The 25,268-nt window shown below is 26.8% G+C and carries 17 protein-coding genes and 1 tRNA gene; 12 read left to right on the top strand and 6 right to left on the bottom strand.

The window, feature by feature from the left end:
• Positions 1–31: 31 nt before the first annotated feature.
• Together BRSU_RS14500 and BRSU_RS10700 are read right to left on the bottom strand one after the other, a co-directional pair.
• Complete coding sequence (locus tag BRSU_RS14500; protein WP_048595351.1) at positions 32–7,201, bottom strand: hypothetical protein; 7,170 nt, start codon at positions 7,199–7,201, stop codon at positions 32–34.
• 2 nt (positions 7,202–7,203) lie between these two features.
• Positions 7,204–7,521, bottom strand: a complete 318-nt coding sequence (locus tag BRSU_RS10700) for a hypothetical protein (protein ID WP_048595352.1) — start codon at positions 7,519–7,521, stop codon at positions 7,204–7,206.
• A 203-nt stretch (positions 7,522–7,724) separates the two neighbouring features.
• Here BRSU_RS10700 and BRSU_RS10705 point away from each other — a divergent pair, with 203 nt between their 5' ends.
• Positions 7,725–8,198 carry a chemotaxis protein CheX gene (locus tag BRSU_RS10705; RefSeq protein ID WP_048595353.1) on the top strand — a complete coding sequence of 158 codons (474 nt, stop codon included), beginning with the start codon at positions 7,725–7,727 and terminating at the stop codon, positions 8,196–8,198.
• Positions 8,199–8,200: 2 nt separating this feature from the next.
• On the top strand, positions 8,201–8,533 hold the full coding sequence (locus BRSU_RS10710; RefSeq protein ID WP_048595354.1) for a hypothetical protein: 333 nt from the start codon (positions 8,201–8,203) through the stop codon (positions 8,531–8,533).
• 3 nt (positions 8,534–8,536) lie between these two features.
• On the opposite strand, the gene BRSU_RS10715 is transcribed toward BRSU_RS10710, so the two are convergent.
• Entirely contained in the window at positions 8,537–9,676 is a 1,140-nt protein-coding gene (locus BRSU_RS10715) for an HD-GYP domain-containing protein (protein WP_048595355.1), read from the bottom strand.
• Positions 9,677–9,791: 115 nt separating this feature from the next.
• Positions 9,792–10,802 carry a hypothetical protein gene (locus BRSU_RS10720; protein WP_048595356.1) on the bottom strand — a complete coding sequence of 337 codons (1,011 nt, stop codon included), beginning with the start codon at positions 10,800–10,802 and terminating at the stop codon, positions 9,792–9,794.
• A 168-nt stretch (positions 10,803–10,970) separates the two neighbouring features.
• Between BRSU_RS10720 and BRSU_RS10725 the strand changes: the two genes are divergently transcribed.
• Together BRSU_RS10725 and BRSU_RS10730 are read left to right on the top strand one after the other, a co-directional pair.
• Positions 10,971–11,054, top strand: a tRNA-Leu gene (locus BRSU_RS10725).
• Between the two features lie 28 nt (positions 11,055–11,082).
• The gene (locus BRSU_RS10730) at positions 11,083–11,439 is read left to right on the top strand and encodes a response regulator (RefSeq protein ID WP_048595357.1); all 357 of its coding nucleotides are present in this window, start codon (positions 11,083–11,085) and stop codon (positions 11,437–11,439) included.
• Here BRSU_RS10730 and BRSU_RS10735 read toward each other — a convergent pair.
• Complete coding sequence (locus BRSU_RS10735; protein ID WP_048595358.1) at positions 11,434–13,224, bottom strand: sensor histidine kinase; 1,791 nt, start codon at positions 13,222–13,224, stop codon at positions 11,434–11,436. The genes BRSU_RS10730 and BRSU_RS10735 overlap by 6 nt on opposite strands.
• A gap of 10 nt (positions 13,225–13,234) precedes the next feature.
• Positions 13,235–13,837 (bottom strand): HAD-IA family hydrolase, encoded by a 603-nt coding sequence (locus tag BRSU_RS10740; protein ID WP_048595359.1) that lies wholly within the window; start codon positions 13,835–13,837, stop codon positions 13,235–13,237.
• A gap of 503 nt (positions 13,838–14,340) precedes the next feature.
• On the opposite strand from BRSU_RS10740, the gene BRSU_RS10745 reads away from it, so the two are divergent.
• From BRSU_RS10745 to BRSU_RS10780, 8 genes are all read left to right on the top strand, one after another.
• Positions 14,341–16,404 (top strand): hypothetical protein, encoded by a 2,064-nt coding sequence (locus BRSU_RS10745; RefSeq protein ID WP_048595360.1) that lies wholly within the window; start codon positions 14,341–14,343, stop codon positions 16,402–16,404.
• A 21-nt stretch (positions 16,405–16,425) separates the two neighbouring features.
• A complete protein-coding gene (locus BRSU_RS10750) occupies positions 16,426–20,202 on the top strand; it encodes a midas domain-containing protein (RefSeq protein ID WP_245158093.1) in 3,777 nt (1,258 codons plus the stop codon).
• Positions 20,203–20,228: 26 nt separating this feature from the next.
• Positions 20,229–20,492, top strand: a complete 264-nt coding sequence (locus tag BRSU_RS10755) for a hypothetical protein (protein ID WP_048595361.1) — start codon at positions 20,229–20,231, stop codon at positions 20,490–20,492.
• 13 nt (positions 20,493–20,505) lie between these two features.
• On the top strand, positions 20,506–21,303 hold the full coding sequence (map, locus tag BRSU_RS10760; protein WP_048595362.1) for a type I methionyl aminopeptidase: 798 nt from the start codon (positions 20,506–20,508) through the stop codon (positions 21,301–21,303).
• Positions 21,304–21,423: 120 nt separating this feature from the next.
• Positions 21,424–22,533, top strand: a complete 1,110-nt coding sequence (gene aroC / locus BRSU_RS10765; protein ID WP_048595363.1) for a chorismate synthase — start codon at positions 21,424–21,426, stop codon at positions 22,531–22,533.
• Positions 22,534–22,628: 95 nt separating this feature from the next.
• Positions 22,629–24,023, top strand: a complete 1,395-nt coding sequence (locus BRSU_RS10770) for a CCA tRNA nucleotidyltransferase (RefSeq protein ID WP_048595364.1) — start codon at positions 22,629–22,631, stop codon at positions 24,021–24,023.
• Positions 24,024–24,025: 2 nt separating this feature from the next.
• Positions 24,026–24,811 carry a type III pantothenate kinase gene (locus BRSU_RS10775; protein WP_048595365.1) on the top strand — a complete coding sequence of 262 codons (786 nt, stop codon included), beginning with the start codon at positions 24,026–24,028 and terminating at the stop codon, positions 24,809–24,811.
• A gap of 178 nt (positions 24,812–24,989) precedes the next feature.
• The gene (locus BRSU_RS10780; RefSeq protein WP_048595366.1) at positions 24,990–25,256 is read left to right on the top strand and encodes an HPr family phosphocarrier protein; all 267 of its coding nucleotides are present in this window, start codon (positions 24,990–24,992) and stop codon (positions 25,254–25,256) included.
• Positions 25,257–25,268 lie beyond the last annotated feature (12 nt).

A 25,268-nucleotide genomic window follows, 5' to 3' on the forward strand; every position in this document is an offset into this window, starting at 1 on the left:
GTCCCTTTTTTTATTTGAGAAAAAATTAATTTTAATCACCAAATTTTCTGAATAAAGATGAATACATATCATAGAACTCTGTTTTTGAAAAATCGTTTAAATCTTCAGGAGACATTTTTTCTACAATATTTTTGAAATATCCAAAGAGTTTTTTAAACTTATTAATTTCATTTTCTGATAATAGTATATCTTGTTTAGAACTATACTCATTAGTATTTCCATTAGACTCTTCAGATTCAAATAATTTAATAGCATAATCTAGATCAGATTGAGTAATTTCTCCGTCAAAATCTTCTTCATCATCTTCTGCATGCTTTTCATCTTCCATTAGTATAGGTTCATTGTCATCACCTAAACTAAATTCTTCTTCAACCGCTACATTCTCATCTAAATTTTCTTTCTCAATAGTTTCTAATTCTTTTTCTTCAGACATATTAGTCTCCTTATTTAAAAGCTCTTCCATAGAATCAAAATTTTCTAAAGATTTAGCTTTAGTATTATCTTCTTGATTATTATTATTATCATTTATTTTATCGTCTATTCTTATAAGCTCTACGCCGTCTTCATCATTGCCTTTAATAATATTTTCAAGCATATTGACATCAGAATCTCTTATTTCATCTATTTGAACATTATTTATATATACAAGATCTTCTAATTCTTCATCGCTAACTTCTTCTTGTAATTCATTATCTTCGCTATTCAATTCTTCTTCATCGAGCTTTTCTTCTTGAGTTTCGGAATTAGATAAATAGTTTTGATATAATTCTTTTTCTTCATCAGTTAAATCTTCTGAAGAAGCATCTACTTTATCTAGATAGCCTTCTATCATTGATTTATCTTCATCTGTCAAGTCATCTTCATTATTAATGATTTCTTCTTCTGATTCCTCAGCAGATTCTGATAATTCTTCTTTTTGTTCTTCTACTAATTCAGATTTTTCTTCAGGTTCTGATATTTCTTCTTCTTTACTCTCTGATTCTTGAGATTCAGAATTAGATAAATAGTTTTGATATAATTCTTTTTCTTCATCAGTTAAATCTTCTGAAGAAGCATCTACTTTATCTAGATAACCTTCTATCATTGATTTATCTTCATCTGTCAAGTCATCTTCATTATTAATGATTTCTTCTTCTTCTGATTCCTCAGCAGATTCTGATAATTCTTCTTTTATTTCTTCCTCTGTTTCAGGTGTATGATCTTCTTCTTTTTGCTCTTCTGCTAATTCAGATTTTTCTTCAGGCTCTGATATTTCTTCTTCTTTATTCTCTAATTCTTGAGATTCAGAATTAGATAAATAGTTCTGATATAATTCTTTTTCTTCGTCAGTTAAATCTTCTGAAGAAGCATCTACTTTATCTAGATAGCCTTCTATCATTGATTTATCTTCATCTGTTAAGTCATCTTCATTATTAATGATTTCTTCTTCTACTTCCTCAACAGATTCTGATAATTCTTCTTTTATTTCTTCCTCTGGATCTAATTCTGAAGATTCATCTTTACTTTCTATCTCTTCTGCTGTATTAGATAGATAGCTTTGATATAATTCTTTTTCTTCATCAGTTAAATCTTCTGAAGAAGCATCTACTTTATCTAGATAGCCTTCTATCATTGATTTATCTTCATCTGTTAAGTCATCTTCATTATTAATGATTTCTTCTTCTACTTCTTCAGCAGTTTCAGATAATTCTTCTTTTATTTCTTCCTCTGTTTCTGGTGTATGATCTTCTTCTTTTTGTTCTTCTACTAATTCAGATTTTTCTTCAGGTTCTGATATTTCTTCTTCTTTTATTTCATTTGTTGGTTCTGCTGCTTCTTCTGATTTTATTTCTTCCTCTGGATCTAATTCTGAAGATTCATCTTTACTTTCTGTTTCTTCTGCTGTATTAGATAGATAACTTTGATATAATTCTTTTTCTTCATCAGTTAAATCTTCTGAAGAAGCATCTACTTTATCTAGATAGCCTTCTATCATTGATTTATCTTCATCTGTTAAGTCATCTTCATTATTAATGATTTCTTCTTCTACTTCTTCAGCAGTTTCAGATAATTCTTCTTTTATTTCTTCCTCTGTTTCTGGTGTATGATCTTCTTCTTTTTGTTCTTCTACTAATTCAGATTTTTCTTCAGGTTCTGATATTTCTTCTTCTTTTATTTCATTTGTTGGTTCTGCTGCTTCTTCTGATTTTATTTCTTCCTCTGGATCTAATTCTGAAGATTCATCTTTACTTTCTATCTCTTCTGCTGTATTAGATAGATAGCTTTGATATAATTCTTTTTCTTCATCAGTTAAATCTTCTGAAGAAGCATCTACTTTATCTAGATAGCCTTCTATCATTGATTTATCTTCATCTGTCAAGTCATCTTCATTATTAATGATTTCTTCTTCTTCTGATTCCTCAGCAGTTTCAGATAATTCTTCTTTTATTTCTTCCTCTGTTTCAGGTGTATGATCTTCTTCTTTTTGTTCTTCTACTAATTCAGCTTTTTCTTCAGGTTCTGATATTTCTTCTTCTTTTACTTCACCTGTTGGCTCTGATGATTTTTCCTGTGGTATTTCATCTTGCTTATGACTTTCTACATACTCTTCATTCATCTTTTTAAATTTAGATATGTAGTCATCATTTGAATTATTTTGATTATCATTTGATGCCTGACTTCTAAGATATTCATCATGCATCTTAGATATATAATCATTAGTTAATTCTGATGGTTCTTCTTCTTTTACTTCACTTGTTGGCTCTGATGATTTTTCATGTGGTATTTCATCTTGCTTATGACTTTCTACATACTCTTCATTCATCTTTTTAAATTTAGATATGTAGTCATCATTTGAATTATCTTGATTATCATTTGTTGCCTGCCTTCTAAGATATTCATCATGCATCTTAGATATATAATCATTAGTTAATTCTGATGGTTCTTCTTTTACTTCACCTGTTGGCTCTGATGATTTTTCCTGTGGTATTTCATCTTGCTTATGACTTTCTACATACTCTTCATTCATCTTTTTAAATTTAGATATGTAGTCATCATTTGAATTATTTTGATTATCATTTGATGCCTGACTTCTAAGATATTCATCATGCATCTTAGATATATAATCATTAGTTAATTCTGATGGTTCTTCTTTTACTTCACCTGTTGGCTCTGATGATTTTTCCTGTGGTATTTCATCTTGCTTATGACTTTCTACATACTCTTCATTCATCTTCTTGAATTTAGATATGTAGTCATCATTTGAATTATTTTGATTATCATTTGATGCCTGACTTCTAAGATATTCATCATGCATCTTAGATATATAATCATTAGTTAATTCTGATGGTTCTTCTTCTTTTACTTCACTTGTTGGCTCTGATGCACCTTTTTCTATTTCTTCTCGTATTTCAGAAGATGATTCTTCTTTTAATTTTTCATCTGATTCTGCAAATGATTTTTCTTCTTTATCTTCTGATTGAGGTTCTGTGGTATTATATAAATAACTTTGATATTGTTCTTTTTCTTCTTCTGTTAAATCCTCTGATAAGACATCCACTTTATCTAGATAGTTTTCTATCATAGATTTATCTTCTTCTGTTAAATCTTCCTCATTATTAATTATTTCTTGAGGTTCTAATTCAGAACTTGACTCTTCTGATTGATCCAATGTTTTATCTTCTACTTCTTCTATTGATTCTGATGCATCTTCTTCTTTTACTTCACTTATTGGCTCTGATACTTCTTCTACTTTTATTTCTGTCTCTTCTATTAATTCAATAGATCCTTCTTCTGGTTCCTCTTCCTGTGATTCTGAAGTTGATTCCTCTATTGATTCTGATATCTCTTCTTCTTTTATTTCACTTGTTGGTTCTGATAATTCTTCTACTTTTATTTCTGTCTCTTCTATTAATTCAATAGATCCTTCTTCTGGTTCCTCTTCCTGTGATTCTGAAGTTGATTCCTCTATTGATTCTGATATCTCTTCTTCTTTTATTTCACTTGTTGGTTCTGATAATTCTTCTACTTTTATTTCTGTTTCTTCTGTTAATTCAGGAGATCCTTCTTCTGGTTCCTCTTCCTGTGATTCTGAAGTTGATTCCTCTATTGATTCTGATATCTCTTCTTCTTTTACTTCACTTGTTGGTTCTGATAATTCTTCTACTTTTATTTCTGTCTCTTCTATTAATTCAATAGATCCTTCTTCTGGTTCCTCTTCCTGTGATTCTGAAATTGATTCCTCTATTGATTCTGATGTATCTTCTTCTTTTAATTCTTCTGTTTCTAACTCAGAAGTTGATTCTAATATACTATCTTTTATTTCTTCTAACTCTTCGTCAGATATTTCTGACATAGTATAATTATTTTCTCTGTAATCATCTATGATATCTTCTTCATTTTCATTTACATAACCATCATCTATTTCTTCTAACTCTTCGTCAGATATTTCTGACATAGTATAATTATTTTCTCTGTAATCATCTATGATATCTTCTTCATTTTCATTTACATAACCATCATCTATTTCTTCTAACTCTTCATCAGATATTTCTGACATAGTATAATTATTTTCTCTGTAATCATCTATGATATCTTCTTCATTTTCATTTACATAACCATCATCTATTTCTTCTAACTCTTCGTCAGATATTTCTGATATAGTATAATTATTTTCTCTGTAATCATCTATGATATCTTCTTCATTTTCATTTACATAACCATCATCTATTTCTTCTAACTCTTCGTCAGATATTTCTGATATAGTATAATTATTTTCTCTGTAATCATCTATGATATCTTCTTCATTTTCATTTACATAACCATCATCTATTTCTTCTAACTCTTCGTCAGATATTTCTGATATAGTATAATTATTTTCTCTGTAATCATCTATGATATCTTCTTCATTTTCATTTACATAACCATCATCTATTTCTTCTAACTCTTCGTCAGATATTTCTGATATAGTATAATTATTTTCTCTGTAATCATCTGTAATATCTTCTTCTTTTGATGATTCTGATTTAATATCATTAATTTCAACATCTTTAGTTATTAAATCAAGTTCATTACCTGATAATTGTATTACATCATCATCATTATCTATTTCACTTATATAATTAGATTCGTCTATATAATCAACATTATCTATATCAGGAACTATAACGTTTCTATCATTATATTGTATATTGATTTCATCTTCTTTTAAATTATCTTCTTTTATTAAATCTATTTCTTTTGGTTCTTCATCATCTATTTCAGGTAATTCTAGATCATCATTTATTGCTAACGAATCGTCATTATCAATAACTACAGAATTATCATCATCTAAGTCAGGTACTTCTATTTCTTCATCAACTATTACAATATTTTCTTCTTCATTATTTTCATTTAACTCTTTATCATTATTGACTGGTTGATTATTAAAAAAAGCACTCAAATCAAATTCTTCAACACAATCAAGAGTTTCTAATTCTTCTTCTGTAAGAGCATCTTTCTCAGATACTTCTTTCATAAGAATATCTTGCTCTTCAGAATATATATGCTGAACAACATAATTTTGTTCATCAGAAAATACAGCATCTTCTACATCTATATTATCTTTAGCATAAGAAGTTCTTTTTACTTTAGTTCCATCCTCTAATTCTATTAATGTATATTTATCCAATGACAATTCATTATTATTTTCAGGAATTGATTCTTCTATATCTTCGAGCTCTTCTAAAGCGGATAAACCTTCATCAACTATTTTTTCATCTTCTTTATTTAATTCCTCTGCAGAACTTTCAGTTTCTGATTCATTCAAAGAAGATTCTTCTAAATTGATTGTTTCTTCTTCTACTAATGACTCTTCAGTACTTTCTTTTGAATGATCTTCGATAATTTCTTCTATATCTTCGAGCTCTTCTAAAGCGGATAAACCTTCATCAACTATTTTTTCATCTTCTTCTATATTATTAATATCAAGAAGTTCTTCTTCTGTATATTCTCTCATATCTAAATTTGATTCTTCTTTTGAAGCATCATCATCTAGATATTCTTCTTCATTATTATCTTCTGATAATTGTTCGTCAATAGTTTCTTCTATATTTTCAAGATTTTTAAAAGCAGATAAATCATTAGTTTCTGATTCTAATTCATCGTCTAATATATTATTAACATCAAGAAGTTCTTCTTCTGTATATTCCCTCATATCTAAATTTGATTCTTCTTTTGAAGCATCATCATCTAGGTATTCTTCTTCATTATCGTCTTCTATATTTTGAACATTTCCTAAACCAATTAAATCTTCTATATTAATATCTTTATCAGAGAAATTATTTTCTCCATTATTATTTGAATCATTTGGTAAGTCTTTTAGAGTATCTTCTAAATTATTTAAATCAGATTCAGCTAAACGTATACTTTCATCCTTAATATCTTCTATATTAAGAGAATTTTCTTCACCAATTAACTCTTCTATATCTATATCTTCTATTGACTTATTGTGACCTTTTATATCATCTGACAACTCTTTTAAGTTATCTTCTAGACTATTTAAATCATCATCTGAACTTATGCTATCATCTTCAGAATTTTCTACATTTTCTTCTTCATTATTATATTCTAAAGAATTCCCATTTTTAAAGCTTTCATCTAAGCTAAAATCTTCAACAGTTTCAATATTACTTAATTCATAACCCTCCAAAGATTCCTCTTCAGATTTCTTATGTATATCACTTTCTTCTTTAGAATATATATTATTTATTATTTCAGATTGTTCTTCGGTTAATTCTGAAGTTTCTTTTGCTTCTTCTTCATTATGAACTTCAATTTCTTCTTTATCAGAATTATCTGGAAATAACCTTGACATATCTATTTCAGAATCAACTATTTCACCTGCCACTTCAATATCGTTTTCTGACAAGCTTAAAGTTTCTTGAAGGTTTTTATAATTTTTATTTTCTTCTTCTGAATAAGCATTATTAGTTATTTCTGATTCTTCTTTATCTCCTGCTCCTAAATAATCATTAATATTTACAGAATTTTCTTTTTCTTCGTATTCTTTTGTAGTTATTGTACCATTTATTTTTGGAGTTTCTTTATCAGAATTACCTATAGATATAACAGGAAATTCATTTTCATTAATTTCTATAGCTCTTTCTAGAAGCTTATTTATTTCATATTCATCAAGATGGATGTCTTTATTATTTTCAAAAATACTAGCGAACTCTTTTTCCACTATCAATTCTCTTCATAATTTTTTCTTATAGTTGAATATCTTTTTTGTATATTAATCGTGGTATCATTAGTTATTGGCATATTATAATCGAATCCTACCGGTAAAAAACCCAATTCAGTCATTCCTCCGCAAATTTCTAAAATTTCAGACACTGAAATGCCATATTTACAAAAATATACTCCCTGATTAACAACAGCTCCTTTTACTGTAATAGTAATTAACTCATTATTTGTATTTTTAGCAACATAAAAAATATTTATAAACATACCAAATACAAATATAAATAATGTAAAAGATAAACAAAGTATTCTATCTCTCATAATATTATCGGTTACTATTTTATATAACTATATAAATTTATTTAATGATATCATTCTTTTTATTTGTAGTCAAGATTTCTATTAATTAATATGTAATAATTATATTTTTTACTTGAATATTTACATAATAGTTATATACTATTAAAAATATTATATTTATTTCCGATTATTATTAACAAAAATAAATTATATGGTGTTATTATATGTTTGATTTAGATGTAGTAAATGCTTTCAGCAAAGGTACAGTAATTATATTAAAAAGTTATTTCAATTCAAAAGTTGGAAAAGGTGATGTGAGAATATACAGAAACGCAAATCATGTAGGCGGTGTTATAGTATTCGTTGGTATTACAGGAGATTTAAGCGGAAGGCTTATGTTTAATATGAGTAAAGCTACTGCTTTTAAATTGGCTTCAGCTCTTAATATGGAATCTATAACTACAATAGATGATATATTTATTGCAACTATTAAAGAATTCGTTAATATGGTTGCTGGAAGTGCTATTAATGACTTATCAACAAAACATATAGATTTGGATATGACTCCTCCTGCAATACTTATGAGTGAGCAAATGTCCATGCTTGAAAAGGAAAATGATAAAATATTATCTATAAATTATAAAACAGAATTGGGTGAAATATTTATGAACTTAATTTTGTTTAATCAAACTAATTGATAATGCCCAAAATAATACAATATCCATTAATATTATTTATTATAGTTTTAATAGCAAAAATAATTATTGATAATATTTGTATAAGAGTAAAATCAAATAAGTTTTTAAATAAATACTTCAAAGATGAAGAGAAATTATATTCTTTGGAAGAAGTTTCTTCGGCTTTTAGATTAGAAAAAGAACATTTTTCAAAACTTTTATCCACACTAGAGAAATATCATTATTTTTCTTTCTTTAATAAAAGAGGCGTTACTATGGTAAAAGATTATTATTCAAGATATGAATTAAAATATTTAGTGCGTCTTTTATCTAAAAAGCAAAAATTAAAATATTGATTATTACATTATTTCTTTTATAAACAAATCATTAGATGTAGATAAATCAACAACCTCTAATCCATCACTAACTGTACCATCGAGATGCTTAACAATAGATAATACAGGTCTTAAAGGCAAATTTGGATTTTGTTCTATAACTCTTGCTATAGAACCATTTGAAAGTTTTACTCTTGTATTATTAGGGTAAAATCCTACAGCCTTTTGAAATGCTTTTACAACATCGCTGTCAAAATCTTTTTTAGCCAAAGATATGATAATTTTAACGGCTTTATCCGGAGTACATGGAATACCATGTTCGCCTTTAGTTATTAAATTATTAAAAGTATTGCAAATAGATACTATTTTACTATATAAACTTATATCTTTATTGTCTTTTTGAAAAGGATATCCACTTCCATCATATTTTTCATGATGTTCTAATACAATATCAGCTATGTTATCATCTAAGTTATCTCTTTTGACCAATTTATAACCCTGGGTAGGATGTTTTTTTAGTATAGCTTCTTCTTCTTTTGTAAGATTAACTTTTGTAAGAAGACTTTCCTGTATAAGCACTTTTCCTATGTCATGAACTAAAGCACCAAGCATAATATTGGCCATATCTACTTTAGTAAGATTCAATTCGCCTGCCGTAATAGCTGCTAATGTTGCTACATCAACTGCATGTTTATACATAGTCTCATCTTTTCTTTTTAACATAGAAAGATATGAATGGGCATCCTTATTTTCTACAATAGAGGAAAGCATATTGTTTACTTCCTTTTTCATAGAATCAAAATCTATTCCTCCACCTTTTTTGGCTGTTTCATATAATGATTTAGTTCTTTCTATAGTAGCTTCCTGTCTTTTTACAACTTCCTGACTATCTATTTTTAGTATTTTCTTTCCATCTTCTTCCATTATACCTCTTAGTACAGGTTTTCTACTGTCTCCGGAAGTATTAACAGTATTTTCTTTTTTTAAATCCAAAAGCTCCATTACACTAACTGTAGTGATAGAATTTCTTTTTAAAGTTTCTATAATATCTTTTGTAATAATAGTTCCAATATCTACAATTCTTTTATCATCACTATTATATATATTGCTAGCTACTTTCATTCCTTCTTTTACTTCATTTAATGGTATAACAATCTTTGGCATTTAGTTCCTCACTATAAATAAATCATTATATTAAAGATATAATATCATATAGCTGTATATTATCAAGTAAAATTATGTTAATTTATATATATAAAATGTTGTGATAATTATAAATTTATGTATTTTTTCCAAATCTTATTGATGTTACATTATATTTATTTAGCCTTAATATAAAACTAGCCAATATTACAGCAAAAAATAATGCTGCTATTATAAAATAATTAGCTATAGATACTGTATTTTCATTTTGTATAGTATTAAGTCTTTCTGATTTGGAATTTATACTTTCATCTATTGCATTAGCTTCGGATATATTTCCGCTTTCCATAAGAGAACCTTTTCTCATTCTTAGATTGTCTATTTCTTGTATTATACTATCCGCTTCTCTGTCTTTCTTTATATTTTTGTAAAGATTATATCCCCAAGTTCCTATACCTATAAGCGACAAAATGGAAGTTATTATAATTAATACTAATATTGCAAATCTTCGTTTTTTTATGCTTAAATTAGATATATTTAAAGATTTTGACTTTATCTCTTCTATATGATCAGAAAGTTCTTTTGATTCAGGATATGTTAATTTTGCTTCTTCTATGCATGACAAAAGATTAAGCATAGATTTATATCTTTCAGATCTCTGAAATCCTAAATAATATTTATCTATCTCTTTTATTTTATCTTCTACTGTATGTTTAACTATTTTAGGCTTTAAAAAATATGATTTTTTTTTCTTCTTTTTTTTATTGTCTTCTTCGGAAGTTTCACTCATTTCTTCATCATCATTATTTGTAAGGTCAATATTATTTTCATTACTTGTATCTACAAAACCCTTATCTAATTTCCTAATTCCTCCTAATGTGCTTTCCTGACTTACTGTATTTCCATTCTTATCCTTAATCTGCACTCTTATTCCGAATGTATTTCTAAACATAGCTTCAGCACTTTCTACGCTGGTATCTTTATTAATAACTATAAAAGCTTTTTGATTTTTTCTAGGATCAGATATTTCGAATAGTTTAATATTATCTGATTTGTGAGCACCTTTATATATACCTAAAGATACCCCAAATTCTCTATCAAAAGCATCAAGCAGTTTTGATATTGACATATCTAATGTAATCTTCATAATAAACAACCTTCATAAGTAGCTATTTTACCATATTTTACAATAAATAAAACATATAACTACAAAAAAAGAAAAAATATATAATATAATACTTGATTTTTATGCAGTATAACTTATAATCTAAGCAATAAAAATGCTTAAAATTTATATGTTTATTATGACATATTAGCCGAGATGGCGAAATTGGTAGACGCAGCAGACTCAAAATCTGCCTGAGGCAACTCAGTGAGGGTTCGAGTCCCTCTCTCGGCACATTAAATTACTATAAATGAGTGTGCCTATGAATTACTCAGCTATAATTATAGATGATGATAATAATAGATTGAACAAACTAAAAGCTACTTTAGAAAGTTCTTCTATAAAAGTATTAATAGCTGAAAATTTATATGAACTTATAAGCAAAATATATAAATATAGCGTAAAAATTCTGGTATTTAATCCTAACCTTGTATGGATAAATGTTATAGAATTTATTACAGAACTCAAAAAACTTCCTAATTACGATGAATTTACAATATTCTTTTTATATGAAGATATAGATATAGACTTGGAAAAAGAGGCAAAAAAACATAATATAATATGTATGAAATACCCTCTTCATATAAATAAATTAATAACGATAATAGAATCTTTATGATTCAACCATAAATTTTATAAAGAAAGTAGTTCCTTCATTTGGTATTGATTCCACATCTATTGTTCCATTATGTTCTGATATGATTTTTTCTACAGTAGAAAGTCCTATACCTGTACCCTTCTCTTTTGAAGTAAAATAAGGCTCAAATATTTTATGTAAATTATTATTTTCTATTCCAACCCCTGTATCTGTAATACTGATAATAAAAAATTCATTTAAATCTATAATTTCATGGTATGATGATATATATATAACAGATCTTGAAGATTTTTCCATAGCCTCTATTGCGTTTTTTATAAGATTTCTGAAAGCCATTATCAATTTTTCTCTGTCCATATTGATAAAATAATCATGCTTACTCAAAACAACACTAAATTTAACAGTATTTATATTCTTAAAAGACTCTAAAACCTCTATTAAAGCACTATTTATAGATTGTTTTTCATCAGAAAGTTTAATAGCAAATGAAAATTCAGAAAAAGATCTCACCAAATTAGAAATTACATTGGCATTTTTTATTATAATGTTTGAAGATTTTTTGGCTCTTTCAACATCTTTATCTGTCATATTGGTAGATATTTTCATTTCTATGAGTTCTGCATTCATTATTATAGGCATAAGAGGATTTTTTATTTCATGAGCTACCTTAATAGCAGCCTCCCTCCAAGTTTCAAGTCTTGCTCTCGTATTCTCTCTATCTCTATGGTATTTTAATGCCCTTGCCATTACATTAAATCTATGTATCAGATTTCTCATATCATGAACTCCGCCGAGTTTCATATCTATATTAAAATCAGCGTTTGTGATAGAATTAGTAGCATTAAGTATTAAACTTATAGGTCTTGTTATAAGCCTGGATAAAGCTATTCCAAATATTATAGAAAAAAATGCAGATATACCTAAAACAAATATATACAAAAGACTAAGTATCATAGAAAATTCATTTGTAAACATATTAACAGAATTATATATTCTGAAAGTTTCCAAAGCGCTATTTCTCACCTCTATATAATTTTTAGGCATAGATTCAGACCATATAACATAATTATTACTATATGATAATGGTATAATAGCATTAACATAAAATGAACCATTATATTCACTATTAATAAATAATGTATTGGTATTAGTTAATTTGTAGTTAATATCAAGCGGTATGTAATTGGCAGAATTAAAAAAAATTATATTATTTAAATTATATGAATTTGATAAAAATACTATATTTTTAAAATATTCTGAAGATTTGACAATTTTGCTTATATCATCATACTTTATATTACCAATTGCTAAATTATGATATATATTATTAAAATAGTTTACTCCAATATTTTCAATAACATTTGACATAAATATCTGCTTATCCATTATTTCTTTATTTGAAATATCTATTACATATTCTACAGCACTATTAATATTTTGATCCAAAAATAAATTCAAATTTGTTTTAATAATATAAGTGGATATTTTACTTATAAATAAACTTGGGACAACAGTCATAAGTCCCATTATCAATACTATTACTAATTTTAAATGAGAACCTTCCTTTTTCATTATAGCATCAACAACAAATTTAATTATGACTATAACACCTATTAAGATACTAGTTAAAGGGAAAAACATTACAGAAAACATATAAAATTGATTCGTAATGTTTGGTTCATATATAAAACTACTTATCCATAAAGCTGCTATAAAATTAACTAAAACAAAAAAACATATAATACTTGGAAATAGTATTCCATACCTAGTTTTTATTTTTGATACTATTTTTTTTATAAAATTCATAATATAATTATTATTTAAGCATATCTTTTAGTACAATTTTCATATCATCTATTTTTTTTAATTGTGCTGCATTTATACCAATCTCTAAAGCTGTATTAACATTATTGATATTATCATCTATAAATAAACATTCTTCTGGTTTTAACTCAAATTTATTTAAAAAATATTCATAAATATCTTTGTTAGGTTTAATCATCTTTATATGTGCTGATATAACCCCTCCTACACAGGTACCATCAAAAAAATCTGTTTCTTTTCTTAAAGCTTCAAATGTTTCTGACGGCATATTAGATAGATAATATATATCATATCCCTTATCTTTATATTCTTTCAATAATGAAATATTATTATGATTTTTATTCAGACATAAAGTTAATGAACTATCAAATAAATCATCTATAACTTTTTTATATTTAGGATTCATTTCTATAAAGAAGTTTCTTGCATCATTAAAAGCCAAATCTCCTTTATCCATAAGACGCCAATTTTCATTAGAAAATGAATTTTTTAAGAATTTCTCTTTATCTTCATCATCTATGTATTTACTAATAAAATCATTCACACTAAATTCATATAATACATTTCCGATATCTGACACAATATTTTTAATCATAAAAATAACCTTTTTTAAAAACAAAAATTTATTAATATTATATTTTCTATAAAATGTTTGTCAAGTATAGAGATAATATATAAAAAATAATTTTTTTAATTACAAAACAATCAATATTATGTTAATTTTACAATCCTAGTCTTGACAAATAATTAAAAAGAATTTATATTGTAGGCAACTCTGCTGTTCTCGTTAAACGATAGTACATTCTTGCGCCAGTATAAATTAATGCATTAGGGATCTAGAGCGAAGCATTAATGATAGGCTCGCCGTTATCGCGATACGGTTTTGAGAAATCAAGGTCATGTTTCTGAGGAACCCACCTGACGAAAAAAGTCAGGCGCATTTATGTCGTATACGGCTCAGCGGAGCTTTTTAATAATACCTACCAAATTAATCCCAATAGCAAAGAAAACATTTCAAGTAAAATTCGCTTTAGCCGATAACTAATATAGTTTTTTATATCTTTATTATAAGATAACTATATCTAAAGGCTAAATACTATGAATGAAAATAAAAAACAGAAAATAATGAAAACAGTTTTAAGTTTAATGATATCTTTCCTTATCATTTTTATAGTTGCTATGTTTGCTCGTGCTGCAAGTAATACTGTACTTCCAGAAAATAATGGCGTTGCAGTATTTATAAATGATTATTTAGATATGATGATGCAGAGAATAGATAAAATAGCTGTAAAAATGAAAATAAAAAGAAACAGCGTATCTGAATATCAAGTTAATTTAATAACTCAGTCAATATCTGATTATGTAGGATATAGTATGTATCAGACATCAGATTCTTTAAAAGACTTTAATCCTAATAATACGCCTTCAAAAGCACAAATAGATAAATATAAAAATAATTATTATAAAATGACTGTTGAAAACCCATATTTAAGAGGAATGACTGTTTTCAATACAGAAGGAAAAATGCTTCTTAATTTATATTTATCAAGAAATAAATCTTGGCCTTTAGAACTTCAGGATAATTTAATAAATGAAATAAAAAATAAAGGATCATTAGTTTTAAATGCTACAAATGAAAATGCCTTTTATATAATGGAATACATAAAAAATCCTTATGGGGAAATAATAGTTACTACTAGAAATGATTATGCTTATGTATCTGACATAGCTATGTATTATCAAGTGGCTGATAAAAGACTTTATGTAAGCGATGCTAGAAACTCTGTTTACAATGTAAGAGAAGCTGTTGGAGATAACAACATAGAAAAAGTTTCATCTGTTATAAATAGATATGCATACTATAAAAAACAGCCTAGTTTTATGGTAAATGATTCTCTTTCTGTTTCTATGATAGGAAAAGAGTATCCTAACTATTTTGAACTTATAGTACTTGCTATAACAGCATTATTAATACTAGTTTGTCAATTATTCATAAAAGCCATAGTTTATTTCTTCAAGTATATAATGCAAGTTAAAAGCAATAAAGACTATGTTGAAAGCATAAAAGGAAATGATGAGCTTATAAATAATAGTATAGTGAACTCACAATTACCTAAATCAAATTCTATAGAAGAAATGCCTCCTATGATTCAAAAGGTACAATATAAAATACCTGATGAATATATAAAAGAAAATAATGATTCAAAAAATGAGGATAAATTCAATATAGGAAAAGATATATTAAATATAGTATCCAATATAAAAGATGAAATAAATGCATGCAAAAACAAATTTGCAGTTTCCAAAGAAGATTTGCAAGATAAAATAGAAAATATAGAAAATAAGGAAGAAGAAAAAACAATTGAAGAAATAGATATAGAAACTGCATTTGCTAATATTAAAAAAGATTTGCAAGAAGAGTATGATAGAGCTATAGAAGAAAACTTCTTAGCAGATAGTCTTTATGATATGAGCAATGAAGAAGATGCTTATGATGACATTAAAGTATCAGAAACAGAAAATGATGATATGGTTATAAATGATTATAAAATAGAAACAAAAGAAGAAAAATATGAAGAAAATAATGATACAATTATAAATGATTATGAAATAGAAATAAAAGAGGAAGAATATAGCGAAAATAATCATGAAGAAGAGTTTATGTCTATATCTGATGAAGAATTAAATAATTCATCTTCTAATTTTATTAAAGAAAGTTTATCTTTAGATGAAAATATATTAAAAAATAATATATTAAATAATACTGAAGAAAAAGAAAGCGATTATAACAATATTGATAATGAATTTAATAAGAAAATAATAAAAAATGATTTATTATCAAGTTATAAAGAAAAAGAAGAAGAAAAAAATAAAGAGTATGTGAAAAATTTATTTAATAGCAAGAAAACTGAAAATCATATAACAACAAATGATTCTCATGATATTAGTATGGATATATTAAATTCATATAATAAAGCTATCGATAATATAAAAAATAAAAACGAAAAAGATGAAGATTCTAAAGAGGAAGTAAAAGCATCTAACTTAGATAACGAATCTAATTCAAGAAAAGATGATGTGTTTGCTGCTTTTGATAAAATGTTATCATCTATAATAAGCAAAGCAGAGGAAGATGCGAGAAAAAGCATAACAAAAAAATAATAGTTATTTAGAGGTGTTAATATGTCTGACAAAAATAAGATATCTATCTTTGTGTATGTATCTATACTTATAAATTTGATAGTTCTTGCTTTATTTATTACATTTGTATTCGGTCTTAAAAAAGATGCTTTTGATGTTGATACAAAGAAGCTAGATAGAAATGCTTTGATATGTCAGAATAGTATAGTAAATCTGGTTAAAGATTATGACGAAAGACTTAATAAAATAGTTGATAGCTATCCTTTTATTAATCTTTTACAACAGGTTATATTAAATGGAATAGACACTGCAGAGAGAGATAGAATAATATCAATATTCAGAAGCGGAAACTATCCATTTGATACTGTAGCATTATATTTGGCAGATGGAAAATCGGTATTTTCTTCACCTGTAAAAACTAAACCTGTAGATTTGGAAAGCTATAAAAACTCTAAAGCAATCGCATTTTTCGATAAAGATTATGACGGCGTATATTTTGTTAAACCTATAAAAAATGATAGAGGAATAGAAGTAGGATACATAGTAGCAAGCGTATTTAAAAAAATATTTGAAAATACTCCATACAATTTAAATTTTGTAGTGCTTTCTAATGGTGTTGTTTATTATAATCCTTCTATAGATATTAACAGCATATCAATAGATAGTTTAACTCAATATATGAACAAAGATATAGGAAGTACAGGAAGTATTGAAGCTGATAACAACACATTTGCATTTTATTCAGGTAAAGTTAAAGATATAGATAATTTCAGCATAGGTATATTAGAGCTTAATGTACCTATAGTTCAAAAATATTTAAAATATATAATATTAGCACTTTTATCTTTATCTTTTATTTTCTTACTTACAACAGCTTTAGTAGAAAGATTCAAGCCAGCTGCTAATAATATTGCAAATAATGAATCTGAAGATGATGATATATACGATGACAGCGAACCGCCTGTAAATAATTATGATAATGCTAATATTGTAAATGATGAAGAATTTAATATTGATGATTATGACAGTGATTTGGAAGGATTAGATGATGAAAGTATAAAATATCTAAATAAAGCAGATAAAATAACAAAAGCTAGTAAGATTGATCTTCCTAATATAGATGAAATAGAAGATATAAAAGTTGAAGACAGTAATACAACATTGAATAATGTAATGGATTATGAAGATAACGATGATGATGATACAATAAAATTAGATGATGTATTAGAAGACGGCGGAGAAACAATTCAAGACGATAATGAAGAAGATGAAAATATAAAATTAGAAGATTTATCATCTCTAGATAAAGTATTAGAAAATGAAGATAATGATGATGATGAAAGCATCAAATTAGAAAATATAGAAAATTTGGATGATGTACTTGATGAAGAAAATAATGAATTAGAAGATATACCTAATTTAGACGATGTAATTGATGAACAAGAAAAAGATAATACGGAAGATGTACCTAATCTAGATGATATACTTGATGAAGAACATGATGAATTAGAAGATGTACCTAATTTAGATGATGTGCTCGATGAGCAAAAAGAAGATAACACAGAAGATGTACCTAATCTAGATGATATACTTGATGAAGAACATGATGAATTAGAAGATGTACCTAATCTAGATGACATCCTTGATGAAGAAAATAATGAATCAGAAGATGTACCTAATTTAGATGATGTAATTGCTGGTAGCGACGAAGAGAATAATGAAGAAGAAAATAAAAATGATGATGAAAATATTACTGAAATGAAAGAATATTCTGATGAAGAGCTTTTGGACTCTAGTAATATATTAGATGATGATGAAGACAATAATATAGATGATACTGTTGGTGATTTAGACGACATACCTGATTTGCATGATGAAATAAAAGAACCTGAAGAAGATAAAGAAGATAATGATGATATGCTTGAAATGAAAGAATATTCTGATGAGGAGCTTTTAGATTCTAATCATTTATTAGATGATGATGAAGACAATAATATAGATGATACTGTTGGTGATTTAGACGATATACCTGATTTAGATGATATACTTGATGAAGAAAATAATGAATCAGAAGATGTACCTAATTTAGATGATGTAATTGATAGTAGTAACGATGAAGAGAATAATGAAGAAGAAAATAAAAATGATGATGAAAATGTTCCTGAAATGAAAGAATATTCTGATGAAGAACTTTTGGACTCTAATAATATATTAGATGATGATGAAGATAACAATATAGATGATACTGTTGGTGATTTAGACGATATACCTGATTTAGATGATGTACTTGATGAAGAAAATAATGAATCAGAAGATGTACCTAATTTAGATGATGTAATTGATACTAACGATGAAGAGAATAATAATGAAGAAGAAAATAAAAATGATAATGAAAATATTCCTGAAATGAAAGAATATTCTGATGAAGAACTTTTGGATTCTAATAATATCTTAGATGATGAAGAAGATAATAATATAGATGATACTGTTGGTGATTTAGACGATATACCTGATTTACATGATGTAATTGATACTAATGATGAAGAGAATAATAATGAAGAAGAAAATAAAAATGATGATGAAAATATTCCTGAAATGAAAGAATATTCTGATGAAGAGCTTTTGGATTCTAATAATATCTTAGACGATAAAGAAGATAATAATATAGATGATATTGTAGAAGATTTAGACAACATACCTGATTTAGATGATGTACTTGATGAAGAAAATAATGATGTACCTAATTTAGATGATGTAATTGATACTAACGATGAAGAGAATAATAATGAAGAAGAAAATAAAAATGATGATGAAAATATTCCTGAAATGAAAGAGTATTCTGATGAAGAGCTTTTGGATTCTAATAATATCTTAGACGATGAAGAAGATAATAATATAGATAATACTGTAGAAGATTTAGACGATATACCTGATTTACATGATGAAATTAAAGAGTCTGAAGAAAATAATAATGAAGAACTAGAAGAAACTATTGATGATAATAATAACTCATCTGATAATGATATTATAAAGGGAATTGATGATATTATAGATGATAATGATGATAATAAAGAGGGGGATATTTTGATAAGTCATGGATCTATTTTAGAAGATGAAATAGTAAAAAAAGAAGAAGAATATTTTTCTTCAAGTGATGCTTTCAATTTTTCGCTTAATAAAGATTTCTTGCTAGGTGATTATGATGATGAGGAAAATGACAATAACGATGAAAGCTCTAATATATCACCTAACTTCAATGAAGAATATGATGATGGAGAAGTAATAAAACCTGCAAGTGAAAAAGACAGTTTCGATACGGAAGATTTAATAGATAAAGATTTATATGATCCTGAGGAAGTACCTAAAGTTCCAGATGATTTTTACAGAGAAGCAGAAGAAAAAGTAAAAGAAAATATGACTTCTAATTGGAAAAAAGTTTTAAAAGCTCTTAGAGGTAAAAAATTCATTAATAAAAATATGAATGAAATGCTAGAATGGGTAAAAAAGCAGTCAGGACTAGATATTGTACATGCTGCTATGCTTACAAGACAAGATAATGGAAGTTATAATATAGTAGAATCTCAAAATATATCTGATAATACAAAAGATAAATTGAATATTAGCGAGAATGAAGCTTTATTCAAAAAAATTCTATCTCATAAAAAAACATTATATGTATCTGATCCTTTTGCTTCAGACTCTATAAAAAGCAAATTCGATTCTGAAGATAGAAAAGATATTTCTCATATGATATTTGTACCAATAGAAAATGATGAAGGAGGATTGAAATCATTTTTTATAGGTCTATCATCTAACTAGTAAAATAAAAGAGGTTATAAAAACAAATGGAATATATTATAGTAGTATCGGCGTTTATAGTTATAGGAATCATTGTCAGTTTGATATTTGGTAAAATACTTAAAATAAAAGTATTCGGCGGCTGGGTTATGATGTTTCTTATAGCAACTGTCGGTGCTCTACTTGGCTCATACTATTTGCCTAGAATAAGTAATATACAATATATAAAAATAAATTTATCATCTGCTATATTGGGATCTTTTATATTGGTGATTCTTTTATATATATTTACTCCTAAATCTTTGAAATAAAGGATATAAATACATGTTTATAAAAGAAGTGAAAGAAATAGTAAAGCCTAAAATAAAAGATGAAGATGCCATAAAAAATATAAGAAAAGCAGCTGAAATAGCGCAAAATTCTATTGACTTGGCATTTAAACTTTGTATGTCAGGTGTAAGAGCTTCTAAAGTAGATAAAGAAGTAGAAAAATATATACAATCACAAAATGCCTACCCTGCTAACTTTGAAGTTCCTGATTATGGGTTTGCTACAAGTATATCAAGCGGAAATGAAATAGCACATGGAAGACCTACAAATAATAAAATACTTGTACATGGCGAACCTGTATGCGTTGACGTTGGAGTTAAATACAATGGATATTATGCTGATTGTGCAAGAACTATAGTTATAGAAGGCGGTATGGGTTCTGTTAATCATAGAGCCTATAAACTCATAGAAGCATGCAAAAAAGCTTTAGAATATGCTATTTATAAATTAAGACCTAATGTGCTTTTAAGCGAATATGGAAGAACTGTTGAAAACAAAGTGCATGAATATGGATTCAGTGTAATAAAGTCGCTTACAGGTCATGGCGTAGGTTATGAATATCATGAAGCTCCTTACATATTCAATTTTTATCATCCTAATAATGATGTTATATTAGAGCCTAATATGGTATTAGCATTAGAACTTATGATAACAAACGGTACAGACAAGTACGAAAAAGAAAAAGACGGTTGGACTTTATCAACTCCAGATTATTCTTTAGCTGTTCATTTTGAGCATACTGTTTTAATCACTCAGACAGGCGTTGAAATTCTAGGTATAAAAAAACAATAAAAAATAATTATTATTCTTTTAATAAAATCTTATTTTAATTTATCAATTAATAATTCAAATATAGAAAGTTTATCAAAAATAATATATACTAGTACAAATTAAATTTTAGGAATATAAATAATGGGAAGCGTATTTGGAAATAATATTAAATTAAGTTTATTTGGAGAATCACATGGAGAAGCTATAGGCTGTGTTATAGATGGTTTTCCTTATGGTATTAATATAGATAGTCAATTTATAGACAATGAAATGGACAGAAGAAGAGCTAAAAATGCAAAGCTAGCAACTGCAAGAAATGAAGCTGATAAAGTAGAAATATTATCAGGAATACTTGATGATAAAAGCACAGGTATGCCTATATCAGCAATCATAAAAAATGAAAATAAAAGAAGCGGCGATTATTCTAATTTAAAAACTCTTCCTAGACCTTCTCATGGTGATTATACTGCAATGCTAAGATATGACGGATTTAATGATATAAGAGGAGGCGGACATTTCTCAGGAAGACTTACAGCTCCTTTAGTGTTTGCAGGTGCTTTAGCAAAATTAGCATTGAAAGAAAAATTTGATATTAATATAGCGGCTCATATAAAACAAATATACAATATAAAAGATAAATATCCAAATAATGTTTTCCCAACTTATGAAGAGTTTACTGATAATTATAATAAAGAATTGAGTGTATTTGATAATGAAGCAATGAATAAAATGATAAAGACCATAGAAGAAGCTAAAATGAATATGGATTCAGTAGGAGGCATTATAACTGCTGCCGTGTTTAATATGCCTGCTGGATTTGGAGATCCTTTTTATTCATCTATAGAAAGCAGAATAGCTCAGTCTGTATTTGCTGTACCCGCTGTAAAGGGAATAGATTTTGGACTTGGTTTTGATTTTGTTAATTATAAAGCAAGCGAATGTAATGATGCTTACACTATAAAAGATGATAATAATATCAAAAGAGTTGAAACAAAAACTAATAATAATGGAGGAATACTGGGCGGTATATCAAATGGTATGCCTATAGTGGTTAATGTGGTAATAAAGCCTACCCCATCAATATCAAAAGAACAATTAACTTTAAATATAGAAACTAAAGAAGAAGAAACTCTTGTAATTAAAGGGCGTCATGATCCATGTATAGCTGTGAGAGCTGTACCAGTTATAGAAGCGGCTATTGCTGTTTCAATACTTGATTTATGTTTAGATATGAAAGGAAAATTGATTTAATACTATAATATTAGCATATTTGTACAGTATTAAAAATTTGTAATTAATCAAAAATTGTATATACTATATAAAATAAAAACATTATAGGATATTAAGTGAAGAAAATATTTACAGATATACCTCATCCGATAAAAGAAATAGCGAGAATATTATACGTTGAAGGCTTTCAGTGTTTTTTAGTAGGCGGTGCAGTTAGAGATTCTATAATGGGCATCACTCCGCATGAATATGATATCACTACAGATGCCAGACCAGAAGATGTACAAAGAATATTTAAATATACTATCCCAACAGGCATCAAGCATGGTACTATACTTGTAATTATAGAAGATATGCATGTGGAAATAACAACTTTTAGAAGTGACGGAAATTACAGTGACGGAAGACATCCTGATCATGTGGAATATGCCTCTAATATAGAAGAAGATTTACCTAGAAGAGATTTAACAATAAATGCCATGGCATATAACATTTTAGATGGAAGTCTAATAGATATGTTTGACGGCATGAAAGATATAAAAAAAAAGATAATTAAATCTGTAGGAAATCCTTATGAAAGATTTAGCGAAGACGGGCTTAGAATAATGCGTGCCATAAGATTCGCTACTAAATTAGATTTCGATATAGAAAAAGAAACATTTGATGCTATAACTCATTCTACAGGAATGCTTGCTTCAATTGCAGCAGAAAGAATAAGAGAAGAGTTTAACGGCATATTGCTATCCAAAAATCCTTTCAGAGGTTTAGAATTACTTAGAAAAACTGGTGTATTATCTTTAATATTGCCTGAACTAATGCAGGGTTTTGGAGTAAATCAAAATAAATTCCATAAATATGATGTTTATTATCATATTCTGCATACAATACAATCAGTTGAGCCTTTAGAAACTGAAGAATTAACATTATTGGTAAGACTTGCAGCACTTTTTCATGATATAGCTAAACCTATGGTTCAAAAAAAAGTATCAAAACAAGATGATCCAGTTTATTATAATCATGAGGTTGTAGGAGCTAGTATTGCCAAAAAAATAATGAAAAGATTAAAATATTCTAATTCTGAAATAGATTTTGTCACATTGCTAGTAAGACAGCATATGTTCTATTATCAAGATGAATGGACTGACGGTGCGGTTAGAAGATTTATGCGTGCTATTGGTGTTGAAAATATAAGACCCCTTTTAAGATTGAGAGAAGCTGACAGACTTGGAAGCGGAAACAGAAAAGATAAAGAAAGCAAAGCTATACCTAAATTATTGGCTAGAATAGACAAAATAATCGAAGAAGAAAATGCTATTACAGTTAAAGATCTAAAAATAAACGGAAATGACTTAATCAATGAATTTAATTTAAATCCAGGACCTTTAATAGGAAAAATACTAAATTATTTACTAGATTTAATATTAGATGAACCAGAATTGAATAATAGAGAATTCCTTATGGAAAAAACAAAAAACTTTTTAGAGAGTAATAATATAACAGACGGGGTTTAAAAATGTATTTGCTTTCAGATATAGGAAACACTAGAGTTAAGCTAGGAATTTTTGAAGAAAAAAATTGCAAACCTTTATACTATAAAGCTATAGAACATAGCAATGCTTTAGATCTAGTAAATGCACTGAATGAAATAAAAAATAATCATACATATATAAAGCAGGTATTTTACAGCAGTGTTTCACTAAAAGTAAATGATTTATTTGAAGGAAGTATTGAAGATTGTTTTAATATGAAGCCTTACAGAATTACTCATAATGATATTGAATTAAAAGATAATTTTTATGAACCTAAAGATTCCGTTGGTATAGATAGAATATTATCCACTTATGCTTCTATATGTCTTGAAAAAATCAGTAACAGTAATGAAGAAAAATATGCTTCAATAGTTATAGATATGGGTACAGCTACTACAATAAGTATTATGATATCAGATTTTACATTTTTAGGTGGTATGATAATATCAGGTACAAAAACAAGTTATCAGGCATTATCAAATATCACATCTTTGCCTTATTATGAAATAGGTCCTATACAATCAATACCTAATCCTATAAATAATAATGTAAAAGATGCTATTATGTCAGGTGCCATATATAATACAATAGGTACAGTTAATTATGCCGTATCAGAAACTAAAAAATATATAAAATCCAAATATAATATTAAATGCAAAATATTTTTAACAGGCGGAATATCCAATTTAAAATTATTAAAATGCAAAGTCTACCCTTTTTTGGTTTTACAAGGCATTTACTTTAATACTATAGGTAAAAATAATAAATAATTTTTAACTTAATCACTAATAAGTTCTAATAAAAAATTTATATTTTATAAAAAAAATTCACTAAAAACTATGCACTTAGTATAATAAAATATATCATTTAGTACATATATAATTTGACAAATGAGAAAAAACTGATATACTTTAAACTATATATAAGAAAAGAATGGAGGAGTTGCCAATGACTACAGGTAAAGTAACTATACAAAATGATACAGGACTTCATGCCAGACCAGGTAATGAGTTCGTAACATTTATTAAATCATTAACAGGATGTAAAATAGAAGTAGAAAATGAAGCCGGTAAAAGAGTTAATGCTTCATCTCTTTTAAAAGTTTTATCATTAGGTGTAAAAAAAGGTTCTGTACTTACAGTTTATTGTGATGGTGAAAATGAAGCAGAGAATTTAAAGAAAATAGAAGAATTTATAGCTAATTTAAAAGACTAATTAATTTTATTT

The organism is Brachyspira suanatina, from assembly GCF_001049755.1.
Taxonomy (GTDB): Bacteria; Spirochaetota; Brachyspiria; order Brachyspirales; family Brachyspiraceae; genus Brachyspira; species Brachyspira suanatina.